This window comes from Rhodococcus sp. OK519, assembly GCF_003051005.1.
GTDB lineage: Bacteria > Actinomycetota > Actinomycetes > Mycobacteriales > Mycobacteriaceae > Prescottella.
In genome coordinates this window covers 201,970-224,824 of sequence record NZ_QAOW01000005.1, presented here as the reverse complement: position 1 = coordinate 224,824, position 22,855 = coordinate 201,970, and the positions used below count along the sequence as shown (strand labels likewise).

At 68.1% G+C, this 22,855-nt stretch carries 22 protein-coding genes; 10 read left to right on the top strand and 12 right to left on the bottom strand.

Annotated elements, in window-relative coordinates; genetic code table 11:
- Positions 1 to 24: 24 nt before the first annotated feature.
- Together C8K36_RS15525 and miaB are read right to left on the bottom strand one after the other, a co-directional pair.
- Positions 25 to 636: a hypothetical protein gene (locus C8K36_RS15525; protein ID WP_420910897.1), complete on the bottom strand. Its 612-nt coding sequence runs from the start codon at positions 634 to 636 to the stop codon at positions 25 to 27.
- A complete protein-coding gene (gene miaB, locus C8K36_RS15520; RefSeq protein ID WP_107985403.1) occupies positions 624 to 2,141 on the bottom strand; it encodes a tRNA (N6-isopentenyl adenosine(37)-C2)-methylthiotransferase MiaB in 1,518 nt (505 codons plus the stop codon). The genes C8K36_RS15525 and miaB overlap by 13 nt, the downstream gene beginning before the upstream one ends.
- Before the next feature lie 187 nt (positions 2,142 to 2,328).
- Here miaB and C8K36_RS15515 point away from each other — a divergent pair, with 187 nt between their 5' ends.
- The 5 genes from C8K36_RS15515 (at position 2,329) to C8K36_RS15495 (ending at position 6,200) form a co-directional block, all read left to right on the top strand.
- Positions 2,329 to 3,057: an amino acid ABC transporter ATP-binding protein gene (locus C8K36_RS15515; RefSeq protein ID WP_181319591.1), complete on the top strand. Its 729-nt coding sequence runs from the start codon at positions 2,329 to 2,331 to the stop codon at positions 3,055 to 3,057.
- Positions 3,058 to 3,076: 19 nt separating this feature from the next.
- On the top strand, positions 3,077 to 3,922 hold the full coding sequence (locus C8K36_RS15510) for a glutamate ABC transporter substrate-binding protein (RefSeq protein WP_107985401.1): 846 nt from the start codon (positions 3,077 to 3,079) through the stop codon (positions 3,920 to 3,922).
- A 15-nt stretch (positions 3,923 to 3,937) separates the two neighbouring features.
- Entirely contained in the window at positions 3,938 to 4,621 is a 684-nt protein-coding gene (locus C8K36_RS15505) for an amino acid ABC transporter permease (protein ID WP_107985400.1), read from the top strand.
- Positions 4,618 to 5,541, top strand: a complete 924-nt coding sequence (locus C8K36_RS15500) for an amino acid ABC transporter permease (protein WP_107985399.1) — start codon at positions 4,618 to 4,620, stop codon at positions 5,539 to 5,541. The genes C8K36_RS15505 and C8K36_RS15500 overlap by 4 nt, the downstream gene beginning before the upstream one ends.
- An 89-nt stretch (positions 5,542 to 5,630) precedes the next feature.
- A complete protein-coding gene (locus C8K36_RS15495; protein ID WP_107985398.1) occupies positions 5,631 to 6,200 on the top strand; it encodes a hypothetical protein in 570 nt (189 codons plus the stop codon).
- A gap of 32 nt (positions 6,201 to 6,232) precedes the next feature.
- Here the strand turns inward: C8K36_RS15495 and recX are convergent, their stop codons facing one another.
- The 5 genes from recX to C8K36_RS15470 form a co-directional block, all read right to left on the bottom strand.
- Entirely contained in the window at positions 6,233 to 6,910 is a 678-nt protein-coding gene (gene recX / locus C8K36_RS15490; RefSeq protein ID WP_107985397.1) for a recombination regulator RecX, read from the bottom strand.
- A 63-nt stretch (positions 6,911 to 6,973) separates the two neighbouring features.
- Positions 6,974 to 8,014: a recombinase RecA gene (gene recA / locus C8K36_RS15485; protein WP_107985396.1), complete on the bottom strand. Its 1,041-nt coding sequence runs from the start codon at positions 8,012 to 8,014 to the stop codon at positions 6,974 to 6,976.
- A gap of 183 nt (positions 8,015 to 8,197) precedes the next feature.
- Positions 8,198 to 8,392 (bottom strand): DUF3046 domain-containing protein, encoded by a 195-nt coding sequence (locus C8K36_RS15480; RefSeq protein WP_107985395.1) that lies wholly within the window; start codon positions 8,390 to 8,392, stop codon positions 8,198 to 8,200.
- A 40-nt stretch (positions 8,393 to 8,432) separates the two neighbouring features.
- On the bottom strand, positions 8,433 to 9,581 hold the full coding sequence (locus C8K36_RS15475; protein WP_107985525.1) for a glycosyltransferase: 1,149 nt from the start codon (positions 9,579 to 9,581) through the stop codon (positions 8,433 to 8,435).
- Positions 9,582 to 9,709: 128 nt separating this feature from the next.
- On the bottom strand, positions 9,710 to 10,693 hold the full coding sequence (locus tag C8K36_RS15470; RefSeq protein ID WP_107985394.1) for an LLM class F420-dependent oxidoreductase: 984 nt from the start codon (positions 10,691 to 10,693) through the stop codon (positions 9,710 to 9,712).
- 105 nt (positions 10,694 to 10,798) lie between these two features.
- On the opposite strand from C8K36_RS15470, the gene C8K36_RS15465 reads away from it, so the two are divergent.
- Positions 10,799 to 12,112 carry an MFS transporter gene (locus C8K36_RS15465; protein ID WP_107985524.1) on the top strand — a complete coding sequence of 438 codons (1,314 nt, stop codon included), beginning with the start codon at positions 10,799 to 10,801 and terminating at the stop codon, positions 12,110 to 12,112.
- A complete protein-coding gene (locus tag C8K36_RS15460) occupies positions 12,109 to 14,901 on the top strand; it encodes a DUF2804 family protein (RefSeq protein ID WP_107985393.1) in 2,793 nt (930 codons plus the stop codon). The genes C8K36_RS15465 and C8K36_RS15460 overlap by 4 nt, the downstream gene beginning before the upstream one ends.
- 13 nt (positions 14,902 to 14,914) lie before the next feature.
- On the opposite strand, the gene C8K36_RS15455 is transcribed toward C8K36_RS15460, so the two are convergent.
- The gene (locus tag C8K36_RS15455) at positions 14,915 to 16,426 is read right to left on the bottom strand and encodes a glycerol-3-phosphate dehydrogenase/oxidase (protein ID WP_107985392.1); all 1,512 of its coding nucleotides are present in this window, start codon (positions 16,424 to 16,426) and stop codon (positions 14,915 to 14,917) included.
- A 29-nt stretch (positions 16,427 to 16,455) separates the two neighbouring features.
- The gene (locus C8K36_RS15450; protein ID WP_107985391.1) at positions 16,456 to 17,043 is read right to left on the bottom strand and encodes a TetR/AcrR family transcriptional regulator; all 588 of its coding nucleotides are present in this window, start codon (positions 17,041 to 17,043) and stop codon (positions 16,456 to 16,458) included.
- A 20-nt stretch (positions 17,044 to 17,063) separates the two neighbouring features.
- Here C8K36_RS15450 and C8K36_RS15445 point away from each other — a divergent pair, with 20 nt between their 5' ends.
- Together C8K36_RS15445 and C8K36_RS15440 are read left to right on the top strand one after the other, a co-directional pair.
- Positions 17,064 to 18,692, top strand: a complete 1,629-nt coding sequence (locus tag C8K36_RS15445; protein ID WP_107985390.1) for an FAD-binding oxidoreductase — start codon at positions 17,064 to 17,066, stop codon at positions 18,690 to 18,692.
- Entirely contained in the window at positions 18,689 to 19,579 is an 891-nt protein-coding gene (locus tag C8K36_RS15440; RefSeq protein ID WP_107985389.1) for a diacylglycerol kinase, read from the top strand. The genes C8K36_RS15445 and C8K36_RS15440 overlap by 4 nt, the downstream gene beginning before the upstream one ends.
- Positions 19,580 to 19,582: 3 nt before the next feature.
- On the opposite strand, the gene C8K36_RS15435 is transcribed toward C8K36_RS15440, so the two are convergent.
- Together C8K36_RS15435 and C8K36_RS15430 are read right to left on the bottom strand one after the other, a co-directional pair.
- Positions 19,583 to 20,296 carry a PIG-L deacetylase family protein gene (locus C8K36_RS15435; RefSeq protein WP_107985388.1) on the bottom strand — a complete coding sequence of 238 codons (714 nt, stop codon included), beginning with the start codon at positions 20,294 to 20,296 and terminating at the stop codon, positions 19,583 to 19,585.
- 4 nt (positions 20,297 to 20,300) lie between these two features.
- Positions 20,301 to 21,521 carry an MFS transporter gene (locus C8K36_RS15430; RefSeq protein ID WP_107985387.1) on the bottom strand — a complete coding sequence of 407 codons (1,221 nt, stop codon included), beginning with the start codon at positions 21,519 to 21,521 and terminating at the stop codon, positions 20,301 to 20,303.
- Between the two features lie 87 nt (positions 21,522 to 21,608).
- Here C8K36_RS15430 and C8K36_RS15425 point away from each other — a divergent pair, with 87 nt between their 5' ends.
- Entirely contained in the window at positions 21,609 to 22,490 is an 882-nt protein-coding gene (locus tag C8K36_RS15425) for a LysR family transcriptional regulator (protein WP_107985386.1), read from the top strand.
- On the opposite strand, the gene C8K36_RS24850 is transcribed toward C8K36_RS15425, so the two are convergent.
- Complete coding sequence (locus C8K36_RS24850; protein ID WP_181319577.1) at positions 22,487 to 22,663, bottom strand: hypothetical protein; 177 nt, start codon at positions 22,661 to 22,663, stop codon at positions 22,487 to 22,489. The genes C8K36_RS15425 and C8K36_RS24850 overlap by 4 nt on opposite strands.
- Positions 22,664 to 22,855 lie beyond the last annotated feature (192 nt).

Sequence of the window (22,855 nt, the reverse complement as noted above, 5' to 3'; positions counted from 1 at the left end):
TTTTCGGAGCCGGAAGGACGACTCTCAGACGGTCCAGTCGTTACGCGGATCCTGTTCCGCCGCGTTGCGGCGTTCCTCCTCAGCGGCAAGGTGCACGGCAGTGCGGGTCCACACGACCTTGAGCCAGTGGAACGTGAGCACGATGACGGTGAGCCACCCCAGCACCAGACCGAACCCGGGACCAGAACTGGAGGCCTCCGCCGCCGGCAGCGTCTGACGCGACCAGATGGCGAGCATCCCGAAGACTGTGGAGACCGCAGTGCCGGCGAGCGCAATCCAGGCGACGACCCAGCGGCGTGTGAGGAGCGCGAGGATCGAGAACACGCCGCCGAACACGAGCGCGAGCCACACGAAGATCCGCGACGGCAGCTTGACGTGTTCGTCGACGGCGGACGGTGCGTAGATCAGCACGTCCCAGCCGTTCGCAGATCCGGTGTGCGGCAACGTGAACGACAGCAGCAGCACGAGCACGCACACCGCGACGACCACGGCTCGCATGCCGGGGTCGATCTCACCGGCGATCTTCTTCTCGGCCGCCTCGAAGTCCTTCTGATACTCCTCGATCGGATCCGGTACGTCTCCGCCCGGACGCTTCTCGTTGTCGGCCGCGTCGCCGCTGGCGCTCATGCGTTGCATCCCATCTGTGCTGGCAGCGGTGCGGGAACGCCCACCTGGGGCAGTCCCAGTCCGACGCCGATCGGCGGAGTCTTCGGCGTGACTCCTCGTTCGAACGAGTCACCGGCGCGGGTGCGGCGGTGAGTGAGGACGGTGTCGTCGGCGACGAGGTGGTGCGGTGCCGCCGAGGTGACGACGACGGTGATCACGTCGCCGGGACGCAGGGCGCCGTCGAGGTTGCCCTCGGGCTTGAAGTGAACGAGTCGGCCGTCGCGGGCCCGGCCGCTCATCCGCGCGGTCTCCGCGTTCTTGCGGCCGTCGCCCGCGGTCACGAGCAACTCGACCTCGGTGCCGACGAGCTTGCGGTTCTCGTCGAGAGTGATCTCCTCCTGGAGCGCAATCAGGCGTTCGTAGCGTTCCTGCACAACGGCTTTGGGAAGCTGACCGTCCATCTCCGCGGCCGGCGTGCCCGGACGCTTGGAGTATTGGAACGTGAAGGCGCTGGTGAAGCGCGCCTGGCGGACCACATCGAGAGTGGCCTGGAAGTCCTCTTCCGTCTCACCGGGGAAGCCGACGATGATGTCGGTCGTGATGGCAGCGTGCGGCATCGCCGCACGGACCTTCTCGATGATCCCGAGGAACTTGGCGCTGCGGTAGGACCGGCGCATCGTCTTGAGGACCGTGTCCGACCCGGACTGCAACGGCATGTGCAACTGCGGGCACACGTTCGGCGTCGTCGCCATCGCCTCGATGACGTCGTCGGTGAACTCTGCCGGATGCGGGGACGTGAACCGGACGCGCTCGAGACCCTCGATCTGCCCGCACGCGCTCAGCAGCTTCGCGAAGGCGCCACGGTCACGCGGGATGTCGGGGTCGGCGAACGACACACCGTACGAGTTGACGTTCTGCCCCAGCAGCGTCACCTCGAGGACACCCTCGTTCACGAGCGCCTGCACCTCGGCGAGGATGTCTCCGGGACGACGATCGACCTCCTTGCCGCGCAGCGCGGGCACGATGCAGAACGTGCAGGTGTTGTTGCAACCGACGGAGATCGACACCCAGCCCGCGTAGGCGGACTCACGCTTGGCCGGCAGAGTCGACGGGAACGCCTCGAGCGATTCGAGGATCTCGACCTGGGCCTTCTCGTTGTGCCGCGCCCGCTCGAGCAGCGCGGGAAGCGAGCCGATGTTGTGGGTACCGAACACGACGTCGACCCACGGCGCCTTCTTCACGACCGTGTCGCGGTCCTTCTGCGCGAGGCAGCCGCCGACCGCGATCTGCATCCCCGGGCGCTCCTCCTTCACCGGGGCGAGGTGACTGAGATTGCCGTACAACTTGTTGTCCGCGTTCTCCCGCACCGCGCACGTGTTGAAGACGACCAGATCGGCCTGCTCCCCCGCCGCCGCCTTGGTGTACCCGGCGTCCTCGAGCAGACCCGACAGCCGCTCCGAGTCGTGCACGTTCATCTGACAGCCGTAGGTGCGGACCTCGTAGCTGCGCCCGGCGTTCTGGTCGATCGTCTCCACGCACCCAAGGGTACGGCCCCTGACAAAAGCGCCTGTCGCGGCCACAATGTTCGTCGGCGCCGACCGACCGTTACTTGATCGTTCAAGATCGATCGGCGCTAGACCAGCGGGTACGCAATAGGTGCATATAGGGTTACGCGTTATGACGCAGCCTGAGACCACCGGAGCGGCTCCCGGAACCCCCTCGATGATCTCCATGCAGGGGGTCAACAAGCACTACGGCGACCTGCATGTTCTGAAGAACATCGACCTGGAGATCCCCACCGGCCAAGTGGTCGTGATGCTCGGCCCGTCGGGGTCGGGCAAGTCGACATTGTGCCGGACCATCAACCGCCTCGAACCCATCGACAAGGGTGCCATCACGATCGACGGCGTGCCGGTCCCGGCCGAGGGCCGCGCCCTCGCCCGGCTCCGGTCGGACGTGGGCATGGTCTTCCAGAGCTTCAACCTGTTCGCCCACAAGACGGTCCTAGAGAACGTGATGCTGGCACCGCTCAAGGTCCGCAAGCTCGACAAGGCCGAAGCGAAGAAGCGCGCCCACGCGCTCCTCGCGCGGGTCGGCATCGAATCGCAGGCCGACAAGTACCCCGCGCAGTTGTCCGGCGGACAGCAGCAGCGCGTGGCCATCGCACGGTCACTCGCGATGGACCCCAAGGTCATGCTGTTCGACGAGCCGACGTCCGCGCTCGACCCCGAGATGGTCAACGAGGTCCTCGACGTCATGGTGGCCCTCGCGAAGGAGGGCATGACGATGATCGTCGTGACCCACGAGATGGGGTTCGCCCGCAAGGCCGCCGACCGGATCATCTTCATGGCCGACGGCTCCATCGTCGAAGACACCGACCCGGAGACGTTCTTCACCGCGCCCGAGTCGGACCGCGCCAAGGACTTCCTCGGCAAGATCCTCGGGCACTGACGGGGACGGAACACACATCATGAGACGCATATTCAATCGAGCGCCTCGCGCGCTGGCGGTCGTCGCCGCACTCACCGCGGTCGTCCTGACCGCCTCCGCGTGCGGCAGCAGCGAACCGCGGGACGTGCTGGCCGACGCCGCCGAGGGCCATCTGACGATCGGCACCAAGTACGACCAGCCGGGACTCGCCCTGCGCGAGCCCGACAAGGACATGACCGGCTTCGACGTCGAGGTCGCGAAGTACATCGCGAACTATCTCGGCGTGCCCGAGAGCGGCATCACCTGGCGCGAGGCGCCGTCGGCGCAGCGCGAGAACCTGATCAAGAACGGTGAGGTCGACTTCGTCGTCGGCACCTACTCGATCACGGACAACCGCAAGAAGGTCATCGACTTCGCCGGGCCGTACTACGTCGCGGGCCAGTCGCTGCTGGTGCGAGCCGACGACGACTCGATCACCGGTGCGGAGTCCCTCGAGGGCGGCAAGAAGCTGTGCTCGGTGTCGGGCTCGACTCCTGCGCAGAAGATCAAGAAGTCGTACCCGGGCGTCCAGCTGCAGCAGTTCGACAGCTACTCGTCGTGCGTCGAGGCACTGCACCGCGGCAAGGTCGACGCGCTCACCACGGACGACATCATCCTTGCGGGCTATTCGGCGCAGTACCCGGGCGAGTTCAAGCTCGCCGGCAAACCGTTCACCACCGAGCTGTACGGCGTCGGGCTGCCGAAGGGCGACACGGAAGCACGCATGAAGATCAACGATGCCATCGAGGACATGATCGCCACCGGCGCATGGCAGCGAGCACTCGAAGCGACCATGGGCGACTCCGGCTACGCGCTGCCCGCGCCGCCGGCCGTCGACCGTTACTGATGCGGAGGAGGTGACATGGGACTGATCGATACTTATGGTGACCAGCTCGTCAGTGCATTCTGGACGACGGTGCAGCTCACCTTCTGGTCGGCGCTCGGCGCCCTGATCTGGGGCACGATCCTCGCCGCCATGCGGGTCTCCCCCGTACCCATCCTGCGGATCTTCGCGACCTGGTACGTGAACATCTTCCGCAACACGCCGCTGACCCTCATCATCGTGTTCTGCTCGGTGGGGCTCTACCAGAACCTCGGCGTGCATTTCGCTCCCGAGGATTCGTCGAAGTTCATCGATCAGAACAACTTCCGGCTCGCAGTCCTCGGCTTCATCGTCTACACCGCCGCGTTCGTGTGCGAGTCTCTGCGGTCGGGCATCAACACCGTCCCGATCGGTCAGGCCGAAGCCGCGCGTTCGCTCGGTCTGACCTTCACCCAGGGCATTCGGATGATTGTGCTGCCGCAGGCGTTCCGCGCGGTCATCGCACCGCTCGGCAGTGTGCTGATCGCCCTCACGAAGAACACGACGATCGCCTCGGCGATCGGTGTCGCCGAGGCGTCACTCCTGATGAAGACGATGATCGAGAACGAGGCGGACAAGTTGTTCCTGGTCTTCGGCATCTTTGCCATCGGCTTCATGATCCTGACGCTGCCGGTCGGGTTCCTGTTCGGTTACCTCGGCAAGCGTCTGGCGGTGAAGCGATGACTCAGCAGTCGAGCGTTCTCTTCGACATCCCCGGGCCGCGCGCCCGGGTTCGCAATCGGCTGATCGCGATCGGCTTCGGCATCGTCCTCGTCGCGGTCGTGCTGTACATACTGAACGTGCTCGCCGACAACGGCCAGCTCGAGGCTGACAAGTGGTCGCCGTTCCTGGACCACTTCACCTGGACGACGTACCTGCTACCGGGCCTCAAGGGCACCCTGATCGCCGCGTCCTTGTCGATCGTCTTCGCGCTGATCCTAGGTGCGGTCCTCGGCATCGGCCGGTTGTCCGACCATCGCTGGATCCGCTGGCTCAGCGGCGCATTCGTGGAGTTCTTCCGCGCCATCCCGGTGCTGATCCTGATGATCTTCGCCTACCAGGCGTTCGCGCAGTACGGCGTCTTCCCGTCGAGCCAGCTGGCGCTGGCCGCCGTGGTCGTGGGCCTGACGCTGTACAACGGCTCGGTCATCGCCGAGATCCTGCGCGCCGGCATCCTCTCACTCCCGAAGGGACAGACGGAGGCCGCGTCGGCGCTGGGCATGCGCAAGAGCCAGATGATGCGCCTGATCCTGCTGCCGCAGGCGATCACCACGATGCTGCCGGCGCTGGTTTCGCAGATGGTGGTGGCACTGAAGGACTCGGCGCTCGGCTACCAGATCGGTTACATCGAACTGATCCGCAGCGGCCAGCAGTCGGCGTCGTACTACCGCAACTTCTTCGCCGCGCTGATCGTGGTCGGCGTGATCATGGTGATCATCAACTTCGCGCTGACCTCGTTCGCGACGTGGCTCGAGAAGCGCCTGCGCACCGGCGGCAAGAAGGGCGGCCGCCCGGCCGTCGTACCGATCGACACCAACGAACTCGACGGCGCCCCGGGCATCGACGATTTCAGCGACACTGTGCAGTCTCGGCCACCGCGCTGATCGACAGACACCTTCGAAGGGCTCGCAGAGGATTCCGATCCTGCGCGAGCCCTTCGGTTTTCGGCCCCGAACTGACGCATACTCGAGGCATGTTCGCCGGATTCGACTTCTCCTGGTCTCAGTTCGTGTGGATCGTCTTCATCTTCGTGGGTGTGCCGAGCCTGTTCGGTGCGTACGTCGTCCGATCTGCCTGGAGGTCGGAGCAAGCCGAACTCGATCGCTGGCGTACGGGCAGCGGCCGGCTGGGGCTGTGGGCGAGCGGCCTGGTCGCGTTCGCACTGGGATTCCTGTCCTGCGCGGGCTGGCTCAGTTGGTCGGCCGACTCCCTCGGCGAATTCCGCGGACCGGCGCTGCCCGCACCAACCAAGTTCCCGACCTGGCAGGTGGTGGCGTGCGGCGTCACCGTGGTGCTGGTGTGTTTCGTCGCCGCTCACCTGTCGCGTTGGACGAAGGCAGGTGGCCTCGCCGCCGCCACGGGGACGACGGCGGGATTCACGACCGCATTCGCCGTCGATGCCAGCCGGACGGTCACCAGCCAGGAAGGAGTAGGGGTGGCGTTCTCCGTACTGGGATGGGGCATCGGCCTCGGTGTACTGATGACACTCAGAGGCGCCTGGCTTACCAGCCGGTACCGCGGGAAGACACCTCGTCGGCGCTGACCGGCACTGACCGGCACTGACCCATCCAGATATCAGCCCTCCGGGAGCTCGCCGGCGCCCGCCCCCAGGCCTGTCAGCTCAGCCTTGACGACGGCGAACGACATGGACGACGGGTAGCCCCGCCGCGCAAGCATGCCGACCAATCGCCGCATCAACTTTTCCCGGTCGTCGCGGTCGGCGATGTCTGCCGACGTCGTTCGAATCAGCTTCCTGCGCACCAGTTCGGCGGCCCGCTCGTATTCGTCGTCGGAACTGATCTGCGACAGCGCATCCGCGGATATCTGTTGGTCGATTCCCTTGCGCTGCAATTCCATCGACAGTGCGCGGCGGCCCTTGCCGGAGTAGGTGTGCCGGGAATGGACCCATTGCTCGGCGAAGGCCGCGTCGTCGACCAGGCCGACCTCGGCGAGGCGATCGAGGACTCGTTGGGTGACAGCCTGCGGATACCCCTTCTGGGCCAGCTTCTGCTCGAGCTCGGCGCGACTGCGCGCGCGGTCGGTGAGCAGGCGCAGGCATACGTCCTTTGCCCGGGCCGCCAGCGTCTCCGGGCTGCCCTTCAACTCGAACGGCTCACCGTTCTCCCCGACAGGCCGTCCGCGCCCGCGGTTCGAGGCCCGGCGCCGGCCGGTGGTGACGTCGTCACTGCCGTACCTGTCGTAGTGACTGGTGTCGTTGTGGCTGGTGTCGTTGTGGCTGCTGTCGTCGCTCATGACTGATGGTCCGTCTCCGCCCCGACCGAGGGGTCGGGCCGGGGCCGAGACATTGCCCAGGGCCTAGAAGTCGGCCGACTCGGCGGACTCGTCGACAGTGAGGACCGCGCCGATGCCGAGCTTCTCCTTGATCTTCTTCTCGATCTCATCGCGGATGTCGGTGTTCTCGAGCAGGAACTTGCGGGCATTCTCCTTGCCCTGGCCAAGCTGGTCGCCCTCGTACGTGTACCAGGAGCCCGACTTGCGGATGAAACCGTGCTCGACACCCATGTCGATCAGCGAGCCCTCCTTGCTGATGCCCTGACCGTAGAGAATGTCGAACTCGGCCTGCTTGAACGGCGGCGACACCTTGTTCTTGACGACCTTGACGCGGGTGCGGTTACCGACCGCGTCGGTGCCGTCCTTGAGGGTCTCGATGCGACGGACGTCGAGGCGGACCGAGGCGTAGAACTTGAGCGCCTTACCGCCGGTCGTGGTCTCGGGCGAGCCGAACATCACGCCGATCTTCTCGCGCAGCTGGTTGATGAAGATCGCGGTGGTACCCGAGTTGTTGATAGCACCGGTCATCTTGCGCAGCGCCTGGCTCATGAGGCGGGCCTGCAGACCGACGTGGCTGTCGCCCATCTCGCCCTCGATCTCGGCACGCGGCACGAGCGCGGCAACCGAGTCGATCACGATGATGTCGAGCGCGCCGGAACGGACCAGCATGTCCGCGATCTCGAGGGCCTGCTCACCGGTGTCGGGCTGCGAGACCAGCAGCGCGTCGGTATCGACGCCCAGCTTGCGGGCGTAGTCGGGATCGAGTGCATGCTCGGCGTCGATGAAGGCCGCAACGCCGCCGGCTGCCTGAGCGTTCGCCACGGCGTGCAGCGCGACCGTCGTCTTACCCGACGACTCCGGGCCGTAGATCTCGACGACGCGGCCACGCGGCAGACCGCCGATGCCCAGCGCGACGTCCAGCGCGATCGAGCCCGTGGGGATCACCGCGATGGGCTGACGAGCCTCCTCGCCCAGACGCATCACCGAACCCTTGCCGAAGCTCTTGTCGATCTGAGCCAGCGCCAGCTCGAGCGCCTTGTCGCGGTCGTGTACCTGTGGTGCCATCGTGGTCCCCTTTTTCGAAGTCTCGTCCAGCGATCTGAGGTTCAGGTTAGAGCCCGGTACCGACAACTTCGTCGGCGCGAACGTTCCGAACCGCCACAATCAGCCGCAACCCGTGGACGCATCGGATACAACCAGCATAAGCGAACATGTGTTCGAGTCAATCATCGACACAGCGGTGCCGGGCTATCGCCGCCGCGGCGGGACGTCGAACTCGTCGCACAGCGCGCGCCACACCGCTTTGGGGTCGAGGCCGGACTCGATGGCCTCGGCGGCGGTCTTCCCGCCCAGGCTGAGGATCACGTGGTCGACCATCAGTGAGTCGCCACGGACCTGTCCGAACTCGTCGCGGACGAGATCATGGAATTGGGTCAATCGCACACGTGCCACCGTAGTCGAATCGGGAGGTCCCCTCCCCCGCTCACCCGACGACCGAACGGCACACCGCCACGGGGTCCGCCACGTCGGCGATCCCGGCGGCGGCCCGGCGCGCGGCGTCCGCGAACGAGGGCTCGCCCAGGACGCGTCGGACACCGTCCCGGAGGGCGTCGACGGTCAGCGGCCGGATCACGACACCGCTGCCCTGCCGCGCGACACGGTTGGCGACCTCCCACTGGTCGCCGCCACCCGGCACGGTCACGAGCGGGACCCCGGCGAGCAGCCCCTTGGCGAGGACGCCGTGTCCGGCGCCGCACACGAGCGCGGACGCGTGCCGCAGCATCTCGTCCTGTCGCCCGTAGCCGGCGCGCACCCAGTCGGGCAGGTCGATATCGGGCTTCTCGAACAAGGTCACCAGCATCCGCACGCCCAGGCCGTCGAACGCCCGGATCGCGGTGTCCAGCATGCCGCCGGCGCCCATGGACGCGGTGGACGGCGCGAGCACGACGAGCGGCCCGTCACCGGGCGGAGCCTCGAGCAGGTTGTCCGACGGTTCCCACACGAGTGGGCCGACGACGTGCGCATTCGACGGCCAGTCCGGCCGGGGCACCTCGAGTGCGGGCAGGGTCGCGATCAGCCGCGCCGCCGGGCCGGGATCGTCCGCGGGCAGGCCGACACTTGTGCGGGCCTCGGCTCGCTGCGCCGTTCCCTTGCGGATGGCCGGGGCGGTCATGGCCCGAAACACCGCATCGCGTACCCGTCCGCGCACACCCGTGCCGACGGCGAGCCCGGACCCGATGGGCGGCAACCCCTTCGACGGCAGGTACAGCGGGTGCGGCGACAGTTCCACCCACGGCACGCCCAGCCGTTCGGCGGCCAGGCCACCGCCGACGGTGATGACGTCGGAGACCACCAGATCAGGGGCGACGTCCCGCATGTCGGGCAGCAGGGCCGTGGACACGTGCGCGGCACGACCGTGGATCTTCGACCCGGAGTCCGAGTCGTCGTCGAACTCGCGAGGCGCGAGACCGCCGAGCTTGCGCGCCTCGATCCCGTTGTCGCGCGCGACGTCGAGCCAGCGCCCGTCCGAGAAGAACACCGGATCGTCGCCCGCGGCAACAAGTTTCCGGCACAACGCAAGGGCAGGGACGGCATGTCCGGCCTCGGGCCCGGCGACGACGGCTACGCGCATCCGCACAGCGTGCCACACCCCGGCGCGGCGGCAACGCCGTCAGCGATTCTGCGCCGCTCGGGTTTCGGGCGCGCCGCTCCGGCGATCGGCGACGCGGCACGACGAAAACCGGCGCGGCACGCTCGTGGTCAGCCGCGCACCAGCGGACCCAGGGTGCGGCCGGCGAGTTCGACGATGCCCGGCTGGTGCCCGTTGGCGACGAGGTTGAGGATCACGCCGTCGACTCCGACGTCGAGGACCGCAGCCTTGATCTGCTCGGCCACCTCGTCGGGACTGCCGACGAACTGACGATCCGTCGCGACAGTGCGCTCGGCGACCGACAACGCGGACAGGTCCACGCCCCGTGACAGCAGGAACCGACGCTGCAGTTCGCGGGCCCGATCGCCGTCCTCGTCGAGGATCACGAACGCGAGGTAGCTGGTCTCGAGCGTCGAGCGGTCGCGTCCGATCTCCTCGCAGCGCTGCGCGAGCGCCTCCAGTTTCCGGGGCAACTCGCTCGCGTTGGCGATGATGTTGAGGTGGTCGGCGTACCGGGCAGCGAGCCCGAAAGTCTTCTTCTCACCACCGCCGCCGAGCATGATCGGCAGGTCGTCCCGGATCCGCGGCTCGTTGATCGCGTTCTCGACGCGGTACCACTTGCCCTCGAATGTCGGCCGTTCTCCGTGGAGCATCGGCGCGATGATCTGGAGCGCCTCGTCGAGCCGCTCGAACCGATCGGTGAACGTCCCGAACTCGAAACCCATCTGATGGTGTTCGAGTTCGAACCATCCCGCGCCGATTCCCAGGACCGCCCGTCCGCCGCTGACGACGTCGAGCGTCGACACGGTCTTGGCCAGCATCGCCGGATTGCGGTAGGTGTTGCCGGTGACGAGCGCGGACAGCTGGATCGACTCGGTGGCCGTCGCAATCCCGGCCAGCGACGTGTACGCCTCGAGCATCGGCTCGTCCGGCTCGCCGATGCCGGGCAGCTGATAGAAGTGGTCCATCACGAAAACGGCGTCGAATCCGGCGGCTTCCGCCTCGCGAGCTTGGGTGATGACAGTGGGAAACAGGTCGCGCACGGGGGTCGAGTAGCTGAAATTCGGAATCTGGTAGCCCAGGCGAATACTCATGCCCGTCGACGCTACGCCGCAGCGGCGAATCGGCGCGCGGGAATGTTGTCGACCTACTGGTCCAATCTCGGCTTCTCCTGTCCGCATTGCCGTTATCGTCTCGTCATGCGTGAGCGGCCGGCGGATCGACGCCTCTGGACCTGGGTGGTCCTCCTCGGCTTCACGGGCCAACTGGCCTGGACGGTCGAGAACATGTATCTCAACGTGTTCGTCTACGACACGATCACCGACTCGCCCACTGCGCTGGCGACTCTCGTCGCGGCGAGTGCCGTCGCCGCGACGATCGCCACCCTGCTCGCGGGAGCCGCGTCGGACCGCACCGGTCGACGACGCGAGTTCATCGCCGCCGGATACGTGCTGTGGGGAGCATGCACCGCGGGGTTCGGTCTCGTCAGCGTCGATACCGCCGCGTCGGCGCTGCCGATGCTCGACGCGGTGGTGGTCGCGGTCATCGCCATCGTCGTCCTCGACTGCGTCATGAGTGTCCTCGGCTCGACAGCGAACGACGCCGCCTTCAACGCGTGGGTCACCGACTCCACTCATCCCGGCAACCGCGGCAAGGTCGACGGCGTACTCGCCACGATGCCGCTGCTCGCGATGCTGCTGGTCTTCGGCGCCTTGGATCCGATGACCAAGGGCGGTCACTGGGCTCTGTTCTTCTCGATCATCGGTGGCGTCACCGCACTGGTCGGCGTCGTCGCATGGTTCGGGCTGCGCGAGCCGCGACGGCCGCGGCCGAGCGGCACCTACCTGTCATCGGTTCTGCACGGTCTGCGGCCGAGCACGGTGCGCAACCAGCCACGCCTGTATGTGGCGCTGGCAGCGTGGGCGATCCTCGGCACGAGCACGCAGGTGTTCCTGCCCTACCTGATCATCTACGTCCAGCGGTACCTCGACATCGACGGCTACGCCGTGGTACTCGCCGCAGTCCTGCTCGGCGCAGCCGTGATCAGCATCGTGGGCGGTCGCGTGCTGGACCGGGTCGGCCCCTCACGCGCGATCCTGCCCGTCGCGGCGGTCTATGCCGTCGGGCTACTCCTGATGTTCCCGGCGCGCAGCATGCTCGGCGTCATCGGCGCGGGGGTCGTATTGATGTCGGGCTTCATGCTCGGCGTCGCCGCCATTTCCGCGACTGTCCGCAACCTCACACCACCCGACCGGGCCGGGCAGGTGCAGGGGCTCCGCATGATCTTCGCCGTTCTCATCCCGATGGTGATCGGGCCGTTCGTCGGCGCCGCGGTGATTGCGGGTGCCGATGAGACCTTCGTCGATCTGGGGGTCGTGAAGCAGGTGCCGACACCGTGGATCTTCCCGGCCGCCGCAGTCGTCGTGGCGTTCATCGTCGTTCCTGTCGTCCTGCTGCGGAAGGTCGACGCCCCGCCGACACCCGAGCCGAAGTCTCTGGAGACCACCACGTGATCACCACTTGGGGCGAGGCCCTCGATCCCGACCGCGTCCTGCCCGAGTACCCACGCCCCCAGCTCGTGCGCGACTCGTACCTCAATCTCAACGGCCGGTGGGAGCACGCCGTCACCTCGGCCGCGATCGCCGCGCGACCCACTCGGTGGGACGGCGAGATCGTGGTGCCGTTCAGCCCGGAGGCGCCGCTCTCGGGGGTGAACCGCATCGTCCAGCCCGACGAAGCACTCTGGTACCGACGCACTTTCACACCGCCCGACGGCTTTGTCCGCGATCGAGTGTTGCTGCACTTCGGCGCAGTCGACCAGGACTGCGAGGTCTGGGTCGACGGCACGCCCGTCGGCGGCCACCGCGGCGGCTACCTGCCGTTCACGCTCGACATCACCGGCGCCCTCGACGCCGGTGGGACGCACGATCTCGTCGTCAGGGTCCGCGACGTCACCGACACGTCGTGGCGCAGCCGGGGAAAGCAGAAGCTCGACCGCGGCGGCATCTGGTACACACCGCAGTCGGGGATCTGGCAGACCGTCTGGCTCGAGTCGGTCCCGGAAAGGTGGATCGACCGGATCGATCTCGTCCCGCATCTGGAGACCGGCGAGATCGAGGTGTGCGTGGTGGCCGGCGGTGCAGGTGAATCCGTCGCCGAGGTCGTCGTGAGCGCCGGTGGCCGCGACGTGGTCCGCGGGACCGCCGACGTCGGTGTGCCGACCCGACTGCCACTCGGTGACGACGTGCGCGCGTGGTCGCCCGAGGACCCGTTCCTGTACGACGTCGCGGTGGTACTCGGCACCGACCGTGTGATCGGCTACTTCGGGATGCGGTCGTTCGGACTCGGCCCCGATGCGTCCGGTCGCACCCGACTTCTGCTCAACGGCGAGCCGTACCTGCACGCCGGTCTGCTCGATCAGGGCTACTGGCCCGACGGCCTGTACACCGCGCCGTCCGACGAGGCGCTGATCCACGACATCCGGACGGCGAAGGAGCTCGGATTCACGATGCTGCGCAAGCACATCAAGATCGAGCCGATGCGCTGGTACCACCACTGCGACCGGCTCGGGATGCTCGTCTGGCAGGACATGGTCAACGGCGGCCGCAGCTACCGGCCGGCCGTCGTCACCGCCCCCGTGCTGCTCCCCGTGAAATTGGACGATTCCCGGTACGCCGTGTTCGGACGACAGGACGCCGACGGACGGGCCGAGTTCCTCGATGAACTCGACGCGACGGTCACGCTGCTGCGTTCGGTTCCGAGCATCGCGGCGTGGGTGCCGTTCAACGAGGGCTGGGGGCAGTTCGACGCGGTCTCGACCACCGAGCGGGTCAGGCAGTTGGACCCGACGCGGCCTGTCGACCATGTCAGCGGCTGGCACGACCAGGGCGGCGGCGACATGGCCAGTCGGCACGTCTACTTCCGGCCGTACCGGCTCTCGCGCGCCGACGGCGAAGACCCGCGCGCCGCGGTCCTGTCCGAGTACGGCGGCTACTCACACCGGGTGCCCGGTCATGTCTGGAACGACAAGGAGTTCGGCTACCGCAAGTACGCCGACCGCGGGACCTTCGAGCGCGCGTTCCTGCGGCTGCAGCACGCGCAGGTCGGTCCGGCCGTCGAGCAGGGGCTGACGGCGTTCGTCTACACCCAGCTCGCCGACGTCGAGGACGAGACCAACGGCCTGATGACCTACGACCGCCGGGTGCTCAAGGTGGATGCCGAGGCGGTTCGTGCCTCGAATCAGCGTCTGCGGCAGCGGCACGACCACGCCGCCGGTGCACGCGCGCTCCCACTTGCCGTGCGCGAGCGCGAGATCACCGCGCCGGTGTCCCTCACGCTGCCCGACGGGCGACTGAACCCGGACGCGGTCGGCTGGACACGGACGCCCCTGATCTCCACCGACCGCATCGGCCGAGGCAGAGTGGGGAAGGGCCGCAACAAACGCTGGGAATACTGGGCGGTGACCACCCCGACGCACATTGTCGCGCTGGTGCTCTCCGACATCGACTATGCGGCGGTGCACGGCATCTGGCTGCTCGACCGGACCAGCGGAGAGACCGTCGCGTACGACGCCATCGGCATGCTCGGTAGCAGCGCGACACTGCCCGGCACCCTCGGCGGCGGGCCGGCCCGCGCACGCACGAGGAAGGTGCACATCGACATCGACGAGATCGCGGGCGGAACGCGCCTGCGTGCACGCGGGGAGCGGGTGGAGATCGACGTCATCGCCCACCGGCCCGACCACCACGAATGCCTCGGCGTCGTCGTTCCCTGGTCGGACACACTGTTCCAGTACACCGTCAAGGACGTCGCCCGGCCCGCAACGGGAACCATCCGCGTCGACGGCGTCGCGACCGATGTCCCGGCCGGCGAATCGTGGGCCACCCTCGACCACGGTCGCGGTCGCTGGCCGTACTCGGTGCACTGGAACTGGGGCGCGGGGTCGGGTCGCACCGACGGGAAGGTGATCGGCATCCAGGTCGGCGGGAAGTGGACCGACGGCACCGGGTCGGTGGAGAACTCACTCCTCGTCGACGGGCACCTGTCGAAGATCAGCGAGGAACTGGTGTGGACCTACGACCGGGGCGACTGGATCACGCCATGGCGGATCACCGGTGACACAGTCGATCTCACCTTCACGCCGTTTCACCTGAAGAAATCGGTCACCGACCTGAAAGTGTTCTCCTCCCGAACCCACCAGTGCTTCGGCATCTGGTCCGGGAAGGTGCAGGACGACACGGGCGCGTGGGTGCGGGTCGCGGACGTCGTCGGCTGGGCCGAGGACGTACACAACCGCTGGTGAATCGCGCCGCCGATCAGGATCCGTTCAGCGCCCGCTCCGCGGCCGGGAGTGCCCGCTCCCGGTCACCGGGCACGAGCCCGATCCGGGTGCGGCGGTCGAGAAGATCGTCGACGTCGAGTGCGCCCTCGTGACTGACCGCGAAGGCCAGTTCCGCGTGGGTGACGTCGATACCGTCGGCGATCGGCGTGAGGTCACCGGCGTCCGCGACGATGCCGGCTTCACTGCCGTACCGCGCGACCAGTGACGGCGGCAGACTCCTCGGCGCCGTCCGGTCCGCCCCCACCGCGGGAAGATTCGTCGTCACGCACGCGCGCGCGGTCAGTTCCCCAGCAGCGATGGCCGCGTCGACGGCGTCCTGTGCCATCTTCCGGTAGGTGGTGAGCTTGCCGCCGACCACGCTGACGACCCCGTTCGACGACCGCAGCACCGCGTGGTTGCGGGACAGATCGGATGTCTTGCCCTCGCCGGAATCGAGGAGCGGTCGCAGTCCCGCGAACGTACCGAGCACGTCGGATCGGGAGAGGGGCGTCGCGAGGGCTGTGTTGACGGTGTCGAGCAGGAAGTCGACTTCGCCGTCCGACGCGACGGGAACGTCGGGAATTGCGCCGTCGACGGCCTCGTCGGTGAGCCCCAGGTAGACCCTGCCGAGTTGCGCAGGCAGCGCGAACACGAATCGGTTGGTCTCCCCCGGAATCGGAACCGTCAGCGCCGCAGTGGGATTGCCGAGCAACTCTGCGGGCAGCACCAGGTGCGTGCCACGACTGGGCTTGAGTCGGATGTCCGGATCGACCTGCCCGGCCCACACACCGGCGGCATTGACGACGGCGCGGGCCCGGATCGTCAGCTCCTCTCCGGTGAGCTCGTCACGGAGCCGGGCCGAGTCGCCGGTCACGTCGTACGCGCCGACCCGGGTGAGGATCGTCGCGCTGTGTGCGGCGGCGGTCCGCGCGAGCGCGACGACGAGACGGGCGTCATCGATCAGCTGTCCGTCGTATGCGAGCAGGCCCCCCCGCAGCCCCTCCCGGCGGACCGCAGGTGCGAGCCGAGCGGCCTTCTCCGCGTCCACCCGCCGCGACCGCGGCAGCACCGACGCCGGCGTCCGCGCCGTGACGCGCAGCGCGTCACCCGCCAGGAAACCCGTTCGGACCAGTGCGTTCGCGAACCGGCCCACGGATGGAAGCAGCGGCACCAACTGCGGCAGGGCACGGACGAGGTGCGGGGCGGTGCGGGTCATGAGAATCCCGCGCTCCACGGCGCTCTCCCGCGCGATCCCGACGTTGCCGGACGCCAGGTAACGCAGTCCGCCGTGCGCGAGCTTGGAACTCCATCGGCTGGTGCCGAATGCGAGGTCGTGCTTGTCGACCAGGACGGTGCGCAGGCCGCGGGATGCCGCGTCGAGCGCGGTGCCGACGCCGGTGATGCCGCCCCCGATCACGAGGACATCGACGTCGGCGCTGTCACCGAGATCGACCAGCTCACGTCGACGACGATCCGCGGAGAGCGCGGACTGCGGATGGTCCTGCACGGGATCCTCCTGGAGTGGGTGTCGTCGCGTCAGCGCGGCGCGAGGTAGTTGTCGACGGCGAACTGCAGTTCGCGGGCGAGTTCTTCGGGCGGCAGCACTTCGGCCACCATGCCGGCGGACTGGACGGCGGACTGCCCGATGAGGAGCACCATCGCAGCGAGGTGAGCAGGCTCGCCCGGGCGGATGGATCCGTCGGCCTGACCGGCCACGACGGCCTGCGAGATCCGCTCGATGATCGCCCGCTGACTGGTACCGATGCGGTCGACGATGTAGGGCATCAGCAGGTCCGGGTCCGATCGCAGGATCTTCACGAACAGTGGGTGCGTCCCCATCCCGGTCGCGACGTCGACCACCGCCCGCACCAGCTGGACACGCGCCGGCTCGTCACCGTCCATGTCGGGGATGACCACGCTGATCTCGCGGGTCAGTAGATCGGCGACCACGGCGCGCGTGTCCGGCCAGCGCCGATAGACCGTGGGGCGACTGACGCCTGCCCGCCGGGCCACTTCGGCGAGCGTGGTCCGGCGGAGACCGAAGTCGAGCACGCAGGATCGTGCCGCGTCGAGAATCTGGTCGTCGACGCTGACAGAATCCGAAACCTCGTTACAGATAGACATCGTGTGTAACACTGTAACGCATGTCCGACGCCTTCGTCCCAGAGTTCCCCACCACCCCCGCGCCCGCCATGGAGTGGGACGCCTGGGGTGTTGCCGAGTCCCGACGACACCTCTCAGCGCAGGTCACCGATTTGCTGCAGCAGGCACTCGGGGTCTCCGCCGAGCAGTCCCCGCCGCCCGCCGAGGCCGACGCGACGCTGCGCGAGAGCGCGCTCGCCCCGAACTTGGTTGCCGAGTTACGAGAACTCCTCGGCGCCGACAACGTCCGCACCGACACCGCATCGCGGCTCCGGCACTCGGGCGGCAAGAGCACACCGGATCTATTGCGTCGCAAGGCGACCGAACCGCAGGATGCGCCCGACGCGGTCCTGCTGCCCGGCACCCACAACGAGGTGATGGCGCTGCTGCGGTTCTGCGCCGCCGAGGGTGTCGCGGTCGTCCCGTTCGGCGGTGGTACCAGCGTCGTCGGAGGCGTCGATCCCGTGCGCGGCCGTTACGCCGCAGTGGTGACGCTCGACCTGCGCCGACTCGACGCGCTCGTGGACCTGGACCCGGTGTCGGGTGTCGCGACGCTGCAGGCCGGCGTCACCGGGCCGCAGGCCGAACAGGTGCTCGGGGCGCACGGATTCTCACTCGGACACTTCCCGCAGAGCTTCCAATTCGCGACCATCGGCGGATTCGCCGCGACCCGGTCGTCCGGACAGGCGTCCGCGGGCTACGGGCGATTCGACGACATGGTGGAGTGGATCCGGGTTGCGACCCCGGCGGGCAGTCTCGACCTCGGTCGGGGTCCCGCCTCCGCCGCCGGCCCGGATCTACGCGAGTTGTTCGTCGGCTCCGAGGGCACCCTCGGCATCATCACCGAGGTGGGCCTGCGCGTGCACCCCGTTCCGGAACGCACCGCGTACCAGGCCTGGTCGTTCCCCGACTTCGAGACCGGCGCGGCCGCACTGCGTTCCGTCGTCCAGTCAGGCTCGGCGCCGACGGTGATGCGGCTGTCCGACGAGGCCGAGACCGGCATCAACCTGGCCCTCTCCGGCGACATCGGCGGCGACAGTCCCACCGCCGGATGCCTGGCGATCACGACGTTCGAGGGCACCGACGCCCACGTCGACGCACGCTACGCCGAGGCCACCACGCTGCTCGCGGCGGTCGGCGGCACTGCACTCGGTGAGGGTCCGGCGAAATCATGGGAGCACGGCCGATTCGACGCGCCGTATCTGCGTGACGCCCTGCTCAACGCCGGCGCGATCGCCGAGACACTCGAGACCGCCACGCGTTGGTCCAATCTGTCGAACCTGCGGACCGCCGTCACCACCGCGCTCACCGAATCACTTACCGCACAGGGCACCCCGGCCATCGTGATGTGCCATATCTCGCACACCTACCCGACGGGCGCATCGCTGTACTTCACCGTGGTGTGCGCGCAGGCCGCCGATCCGCTCGCCCAGTGGGCCACCGCGAAGCGGGCCGCAGGAGACGCGATCGTCGCCGCCGGCGGCACCATCACGCACCACCATGCCGTCGGAGTCGACCACCGGCCGTGGATGGAGAGCGAGGTCGGCCCGCTCGGCGGCCGGATCCTGCGCGCGGTCAAGGACGCAATCGACCCCGCCGGAATCCTCAACCCTGGCAAGCTGATCCCATGACGCGCTCGGTCACCGTCCTGACCAATCCCGCCGCCGGCAGCGGCCACGCCCCGTGGGCGTCGGGCGCCGCCGTCGCACGACTGCGCGAGCGTGGAGTCGCGGTCACCGAGATCGAGGGAAGCTCCGCGGACGAGGCGCTCACGTTGGCGCGCAAGGCCGTTGCCGAGGGCACCGACTCCCTCGTCGCGGCCGGCGGCGACGGTCTGGTCAACATCGCGTGGCAGGCGCTGGCCCAGACGGGAACGCCGCTCGGCATCGTCCCCGGCGGCACCGGCAACGACCACGCCAGACTGTTCCACATTCCGGTCGACGACCCCGTCGCGGCCGCCGACATCATCGCGGCCGGCGAGGTCGCCACCGTCGACCTGGCGCGGGCCGGCGACCGCTGGTTCGGCACGGTCCTGTCGAGCGGCTTCGACGCACTGGTCACCGACCGCGCCAACCAGATGCGCTGGCCCAAGGGCCCGATGCGCTACAACCTCGCAATGGTCGTCGAACTGGCGCAGCTGAAGCCGATTCCCTACCGGATCGTGCTCGACGACCGCACGATCGAACTCGACGCGACGATGGTGTCGGTGGGTAACGGCACGTCGTACGGCGGCGGCATGCTCATCACCCCACACGCGAAGCTCGACGACGGACTCCTCGACGTCACGGTCGTGAAGTCGGGTGGCCGCTTCAAACTGGTGCGCCTGTTCCCCACCGTCTACAAGGGCACACACGTCGAACTCGACGAGGTGGAGACCTTCCGCACGCGCACACTGAGGCTCGAGACGGGGGTGCCCGTGACGTCCTATGCGGACGGCGAGTTCGTCGGACAGCTGCCCATCGACATCGAGGCCGTGCCGGGTGCCGGACACGTCATCGTCGGCGCGCCCGTCACCTGACCGTCAGCCGCTGAAGACGTACAACTCGAAGCCGACAGCACGCTCGGCGTCGAAGCCCGGTTCGGGTCCGGTGGCCATCTCGATCTGCCGGGCCGCCTGATCCAGGACCGGCTCGTCGGCGAGCGCCTCGAGATACGCACGGTGCTCGCACAGCGATTCGACCGCCCGCTCGACAGTGGTCGTGACGTCCACGGCGTGTGTGACGCCGAGCATCGCGTTCACCGCCGCCCATCGCACACCCGTCCACGGCAGCTCGGTGAGTTCGGGAAAGATCCACTCGTTCGCGGCGTCGGAGACGGCGTCGAGCACCGCGAGCCCGACGGCGCGGTGATCGGCGCTGTTGAGGAAACCCGGCCCCCACGTCTCGCGGTGGTTCATAGTCACGACCATCTCGGGCTTGTGCTGCCGGATCACCCGAGCGAGGTCCATCCGCAGCTGCGGACCGTACTCGATCCGGCCGTCGGGGTAGCCGAGGAATTCCACCGTCGACACCCCGACCACGGCGGCCGATGCCCGCTCCTCGTCCTCGCGCAGTGGACCGCACCGGGCAGGGTGCAGCCCCTCGATGCCGGCCTCGCCACTCGTGACCAGGACGTACCGGATGTCTTTGCCCTGGTCGGTCCATCGCGCCACCGCCGCGGCGGCGCCGTACTCGATGTCGTCCGGGTGGGCGACGATCACCAACCCGCGCTGCCAGTCCTCGGGAATCGGCTCCATGTGGTCAGCATGCCCCGACCGGGGCGCCCGTGCGCGCCGAAATCCGCAGATCGAGCCACCACACAGCGAGAACCGCCAACGACAGCGCTGCACCCGCCCAGCAGACGCCGGCCCAGCCGTGGGTGGCCCACAGCAGTGAACCGAGCGCCGACCCCGCCGCGCCACCGACGAAGTAGCCGGTCATGTACACCGCCGTGACCCGCGAACGCGCCTGCGGCGCAAGCGCATAGATCACGCCCTGGTTACTCACGTGCACGCACTTGAGCGCCACGTCCGAGATCAGCAAGGCGAGCACGAATGCGATCAGACTGCTCGCGCCCAGCCCGAACAGCGCCCACGACGCCATCAGCACCGCGGCCCCGGCTCCTGCGGTGGCCCGCGCGAAACCGCGATCCGCGAGACGCCCCGCAACATTGGCCATGACGGCGCCGGCGACACCCGCGAGTCCCACCAGGCCGATCGCGACGTCGTCGAGTCCGAACGGTTCCGCGGCGAGGACGAAGGCCATCGCCGCGAACACCGTACTGGCCGCAGCGAAGCTGAGGGCACTCATCGCGGTCGCGGTGCGCAGTCGCGGCTGATCGCGCAGCAGTGCGCCCATGGACGCCAGGATCGCGCCGTAACCCAGTCCGTGCCGGTCCCGTGACGCCGGCAACGTGCGCCACAGCACCGCGGCGATCAGCACCATCGCGACCGCACTCACCCGGTACACCGTCTGCCATCCCCCGAACGGCGTCAGCAGGCCTGCGACGCTGCGCGCCAACAGGATGCCGACCATGAGGCCGCTCATGACGGTGCCGACGGCGGTGGCTGCGCGTCCGGGCTCCGCGAGCGCCGCAGCGAACGGAACGAGCACCTGGGCCGCGACCGAGAACAGACCCGCCATCGCGGTGCCGACCAGCAACCACCCGATCGTCGGCGCGAAACCGCACACCGCCTGTCCGGCGGCGGCCAGAACCATCAACCCGACACTGAGGACTCTGCGGTCGACGAGATCCCCGAGCGGGACGAGGAACAGCAGGCCGAGACCGTAGAACACCTGGGAGAGCGTGACCGTGACGGCCGCGGTCGACTGGTCCACGCCGAGCGCAGTCGCGATCGAGTCGAGCAACGGTTGATTGAAGTAGTTGCCGCCCACGCACAGTCCGCACGCGACGGCCATGACCAGCAGCAGGCCCGCTGACAGCGCGGGGCGGGTGGGGGTTCGGGTTTCGGTGACACTCACCGAGCAATTCTTTACCCCACCTAATCATCTGTCTAACATCTGAATCAGATCGAATCCATCGTCGATCACGATGCTCCGGGAGGCGGCGTGGAATTACGACAGTTGCGGTACGCGCTCGCGGTGGCGGAGGAGCGACACTTCACTCGCGCCGCGGCACGCATGCACGTGGCGCAGTCGGCGCTCAGCCATCAGGTCCGGCAACTCGAACGCGAACTCGGCACCACCCTGTTCGTCCGGACCAGTCGAAGGGTGGAACTCACCGAGGCCGGTGAGAGATTCGTGCTGCGAGCGCGGGAGGTGCTCGCGGCCGGCGAACGCCTACGCGGCGAGGTCGCAACCACCGGAAGCGAGGTGAGGGGCACCCTGCGGATCGGCACCATCACGACCCTCACTCAGATCGACCTCCCCGCGCACATCCGGACGTTCCTCGACTCCCACCCCGGCGTCGACGTGCACGTGGTGTCCTCGATGAGCGAGACGATCGTCGAACAGGTCGACGCCGGCGAACTCGACCTCGGCTTCATCGGGCTGTGGCATACCCGGCCCCGCGCCGGCCTCACCGCGCGCGTGCTCGGAACCGAACAACTGGTCGCCGTCGTCGGACACGATCACCCGTGGGCGACCCGCACCACCGTCACGCTGCTCGATCTCGCCGGAAAACCGACCGTCGACTTCCCTGCGGGCACCGGCGCTCGGCGCCAGAGCGACGACGCCTTCGCGATGGCCGGCCTACCCCGCAACGTCGTCGCGCAAGCCGGAACGGCGACGCTCGTCGCCGCACTCACCGAGGCGGGCGTCGGGGTCGGATTCCTGCCCGAGTCCGATGCCGTCACCCGGGCGGAGCTGCGCGTGCTGCGCATCGCCGACGCCCCGATCCGCACGGTGCACATGATCAGCAAGGCAACTCTCGTCACTCCGCCGGGCCGGGCGTTCACCGACCTGATCGAACAGCACCTCGCCGATGGCTAGAGCCGGGAGTTGTCGGAGCGGTCGGTCGATCCCGACATTGCCTTGAACAGCATGTAGAGCCCGAAGACGATCGCGCTCACCACAAGAATCCCAAACAGCCCCTTGACCAGCGCCCCGATCAACGCGAACGCGATCCAGACAAGTGCCACGGCGCCGACGATCTTCCAGAACACGATGTGCCTCCCGCTTCGATCCTCACCGACGATCCTACGACCGCCGCAGTTCGATGCTCCCACGGCATGAAATGGAAAGCAGCAGCTCAACGCCAAGATCGGGGAAAGATGGGTGAAGACCCTGAGGCCACCGGGCGGGAGGGAATGCGTCTCGACACACCGCTTGACATAAGCTCGCCGGGTTGGACCCGA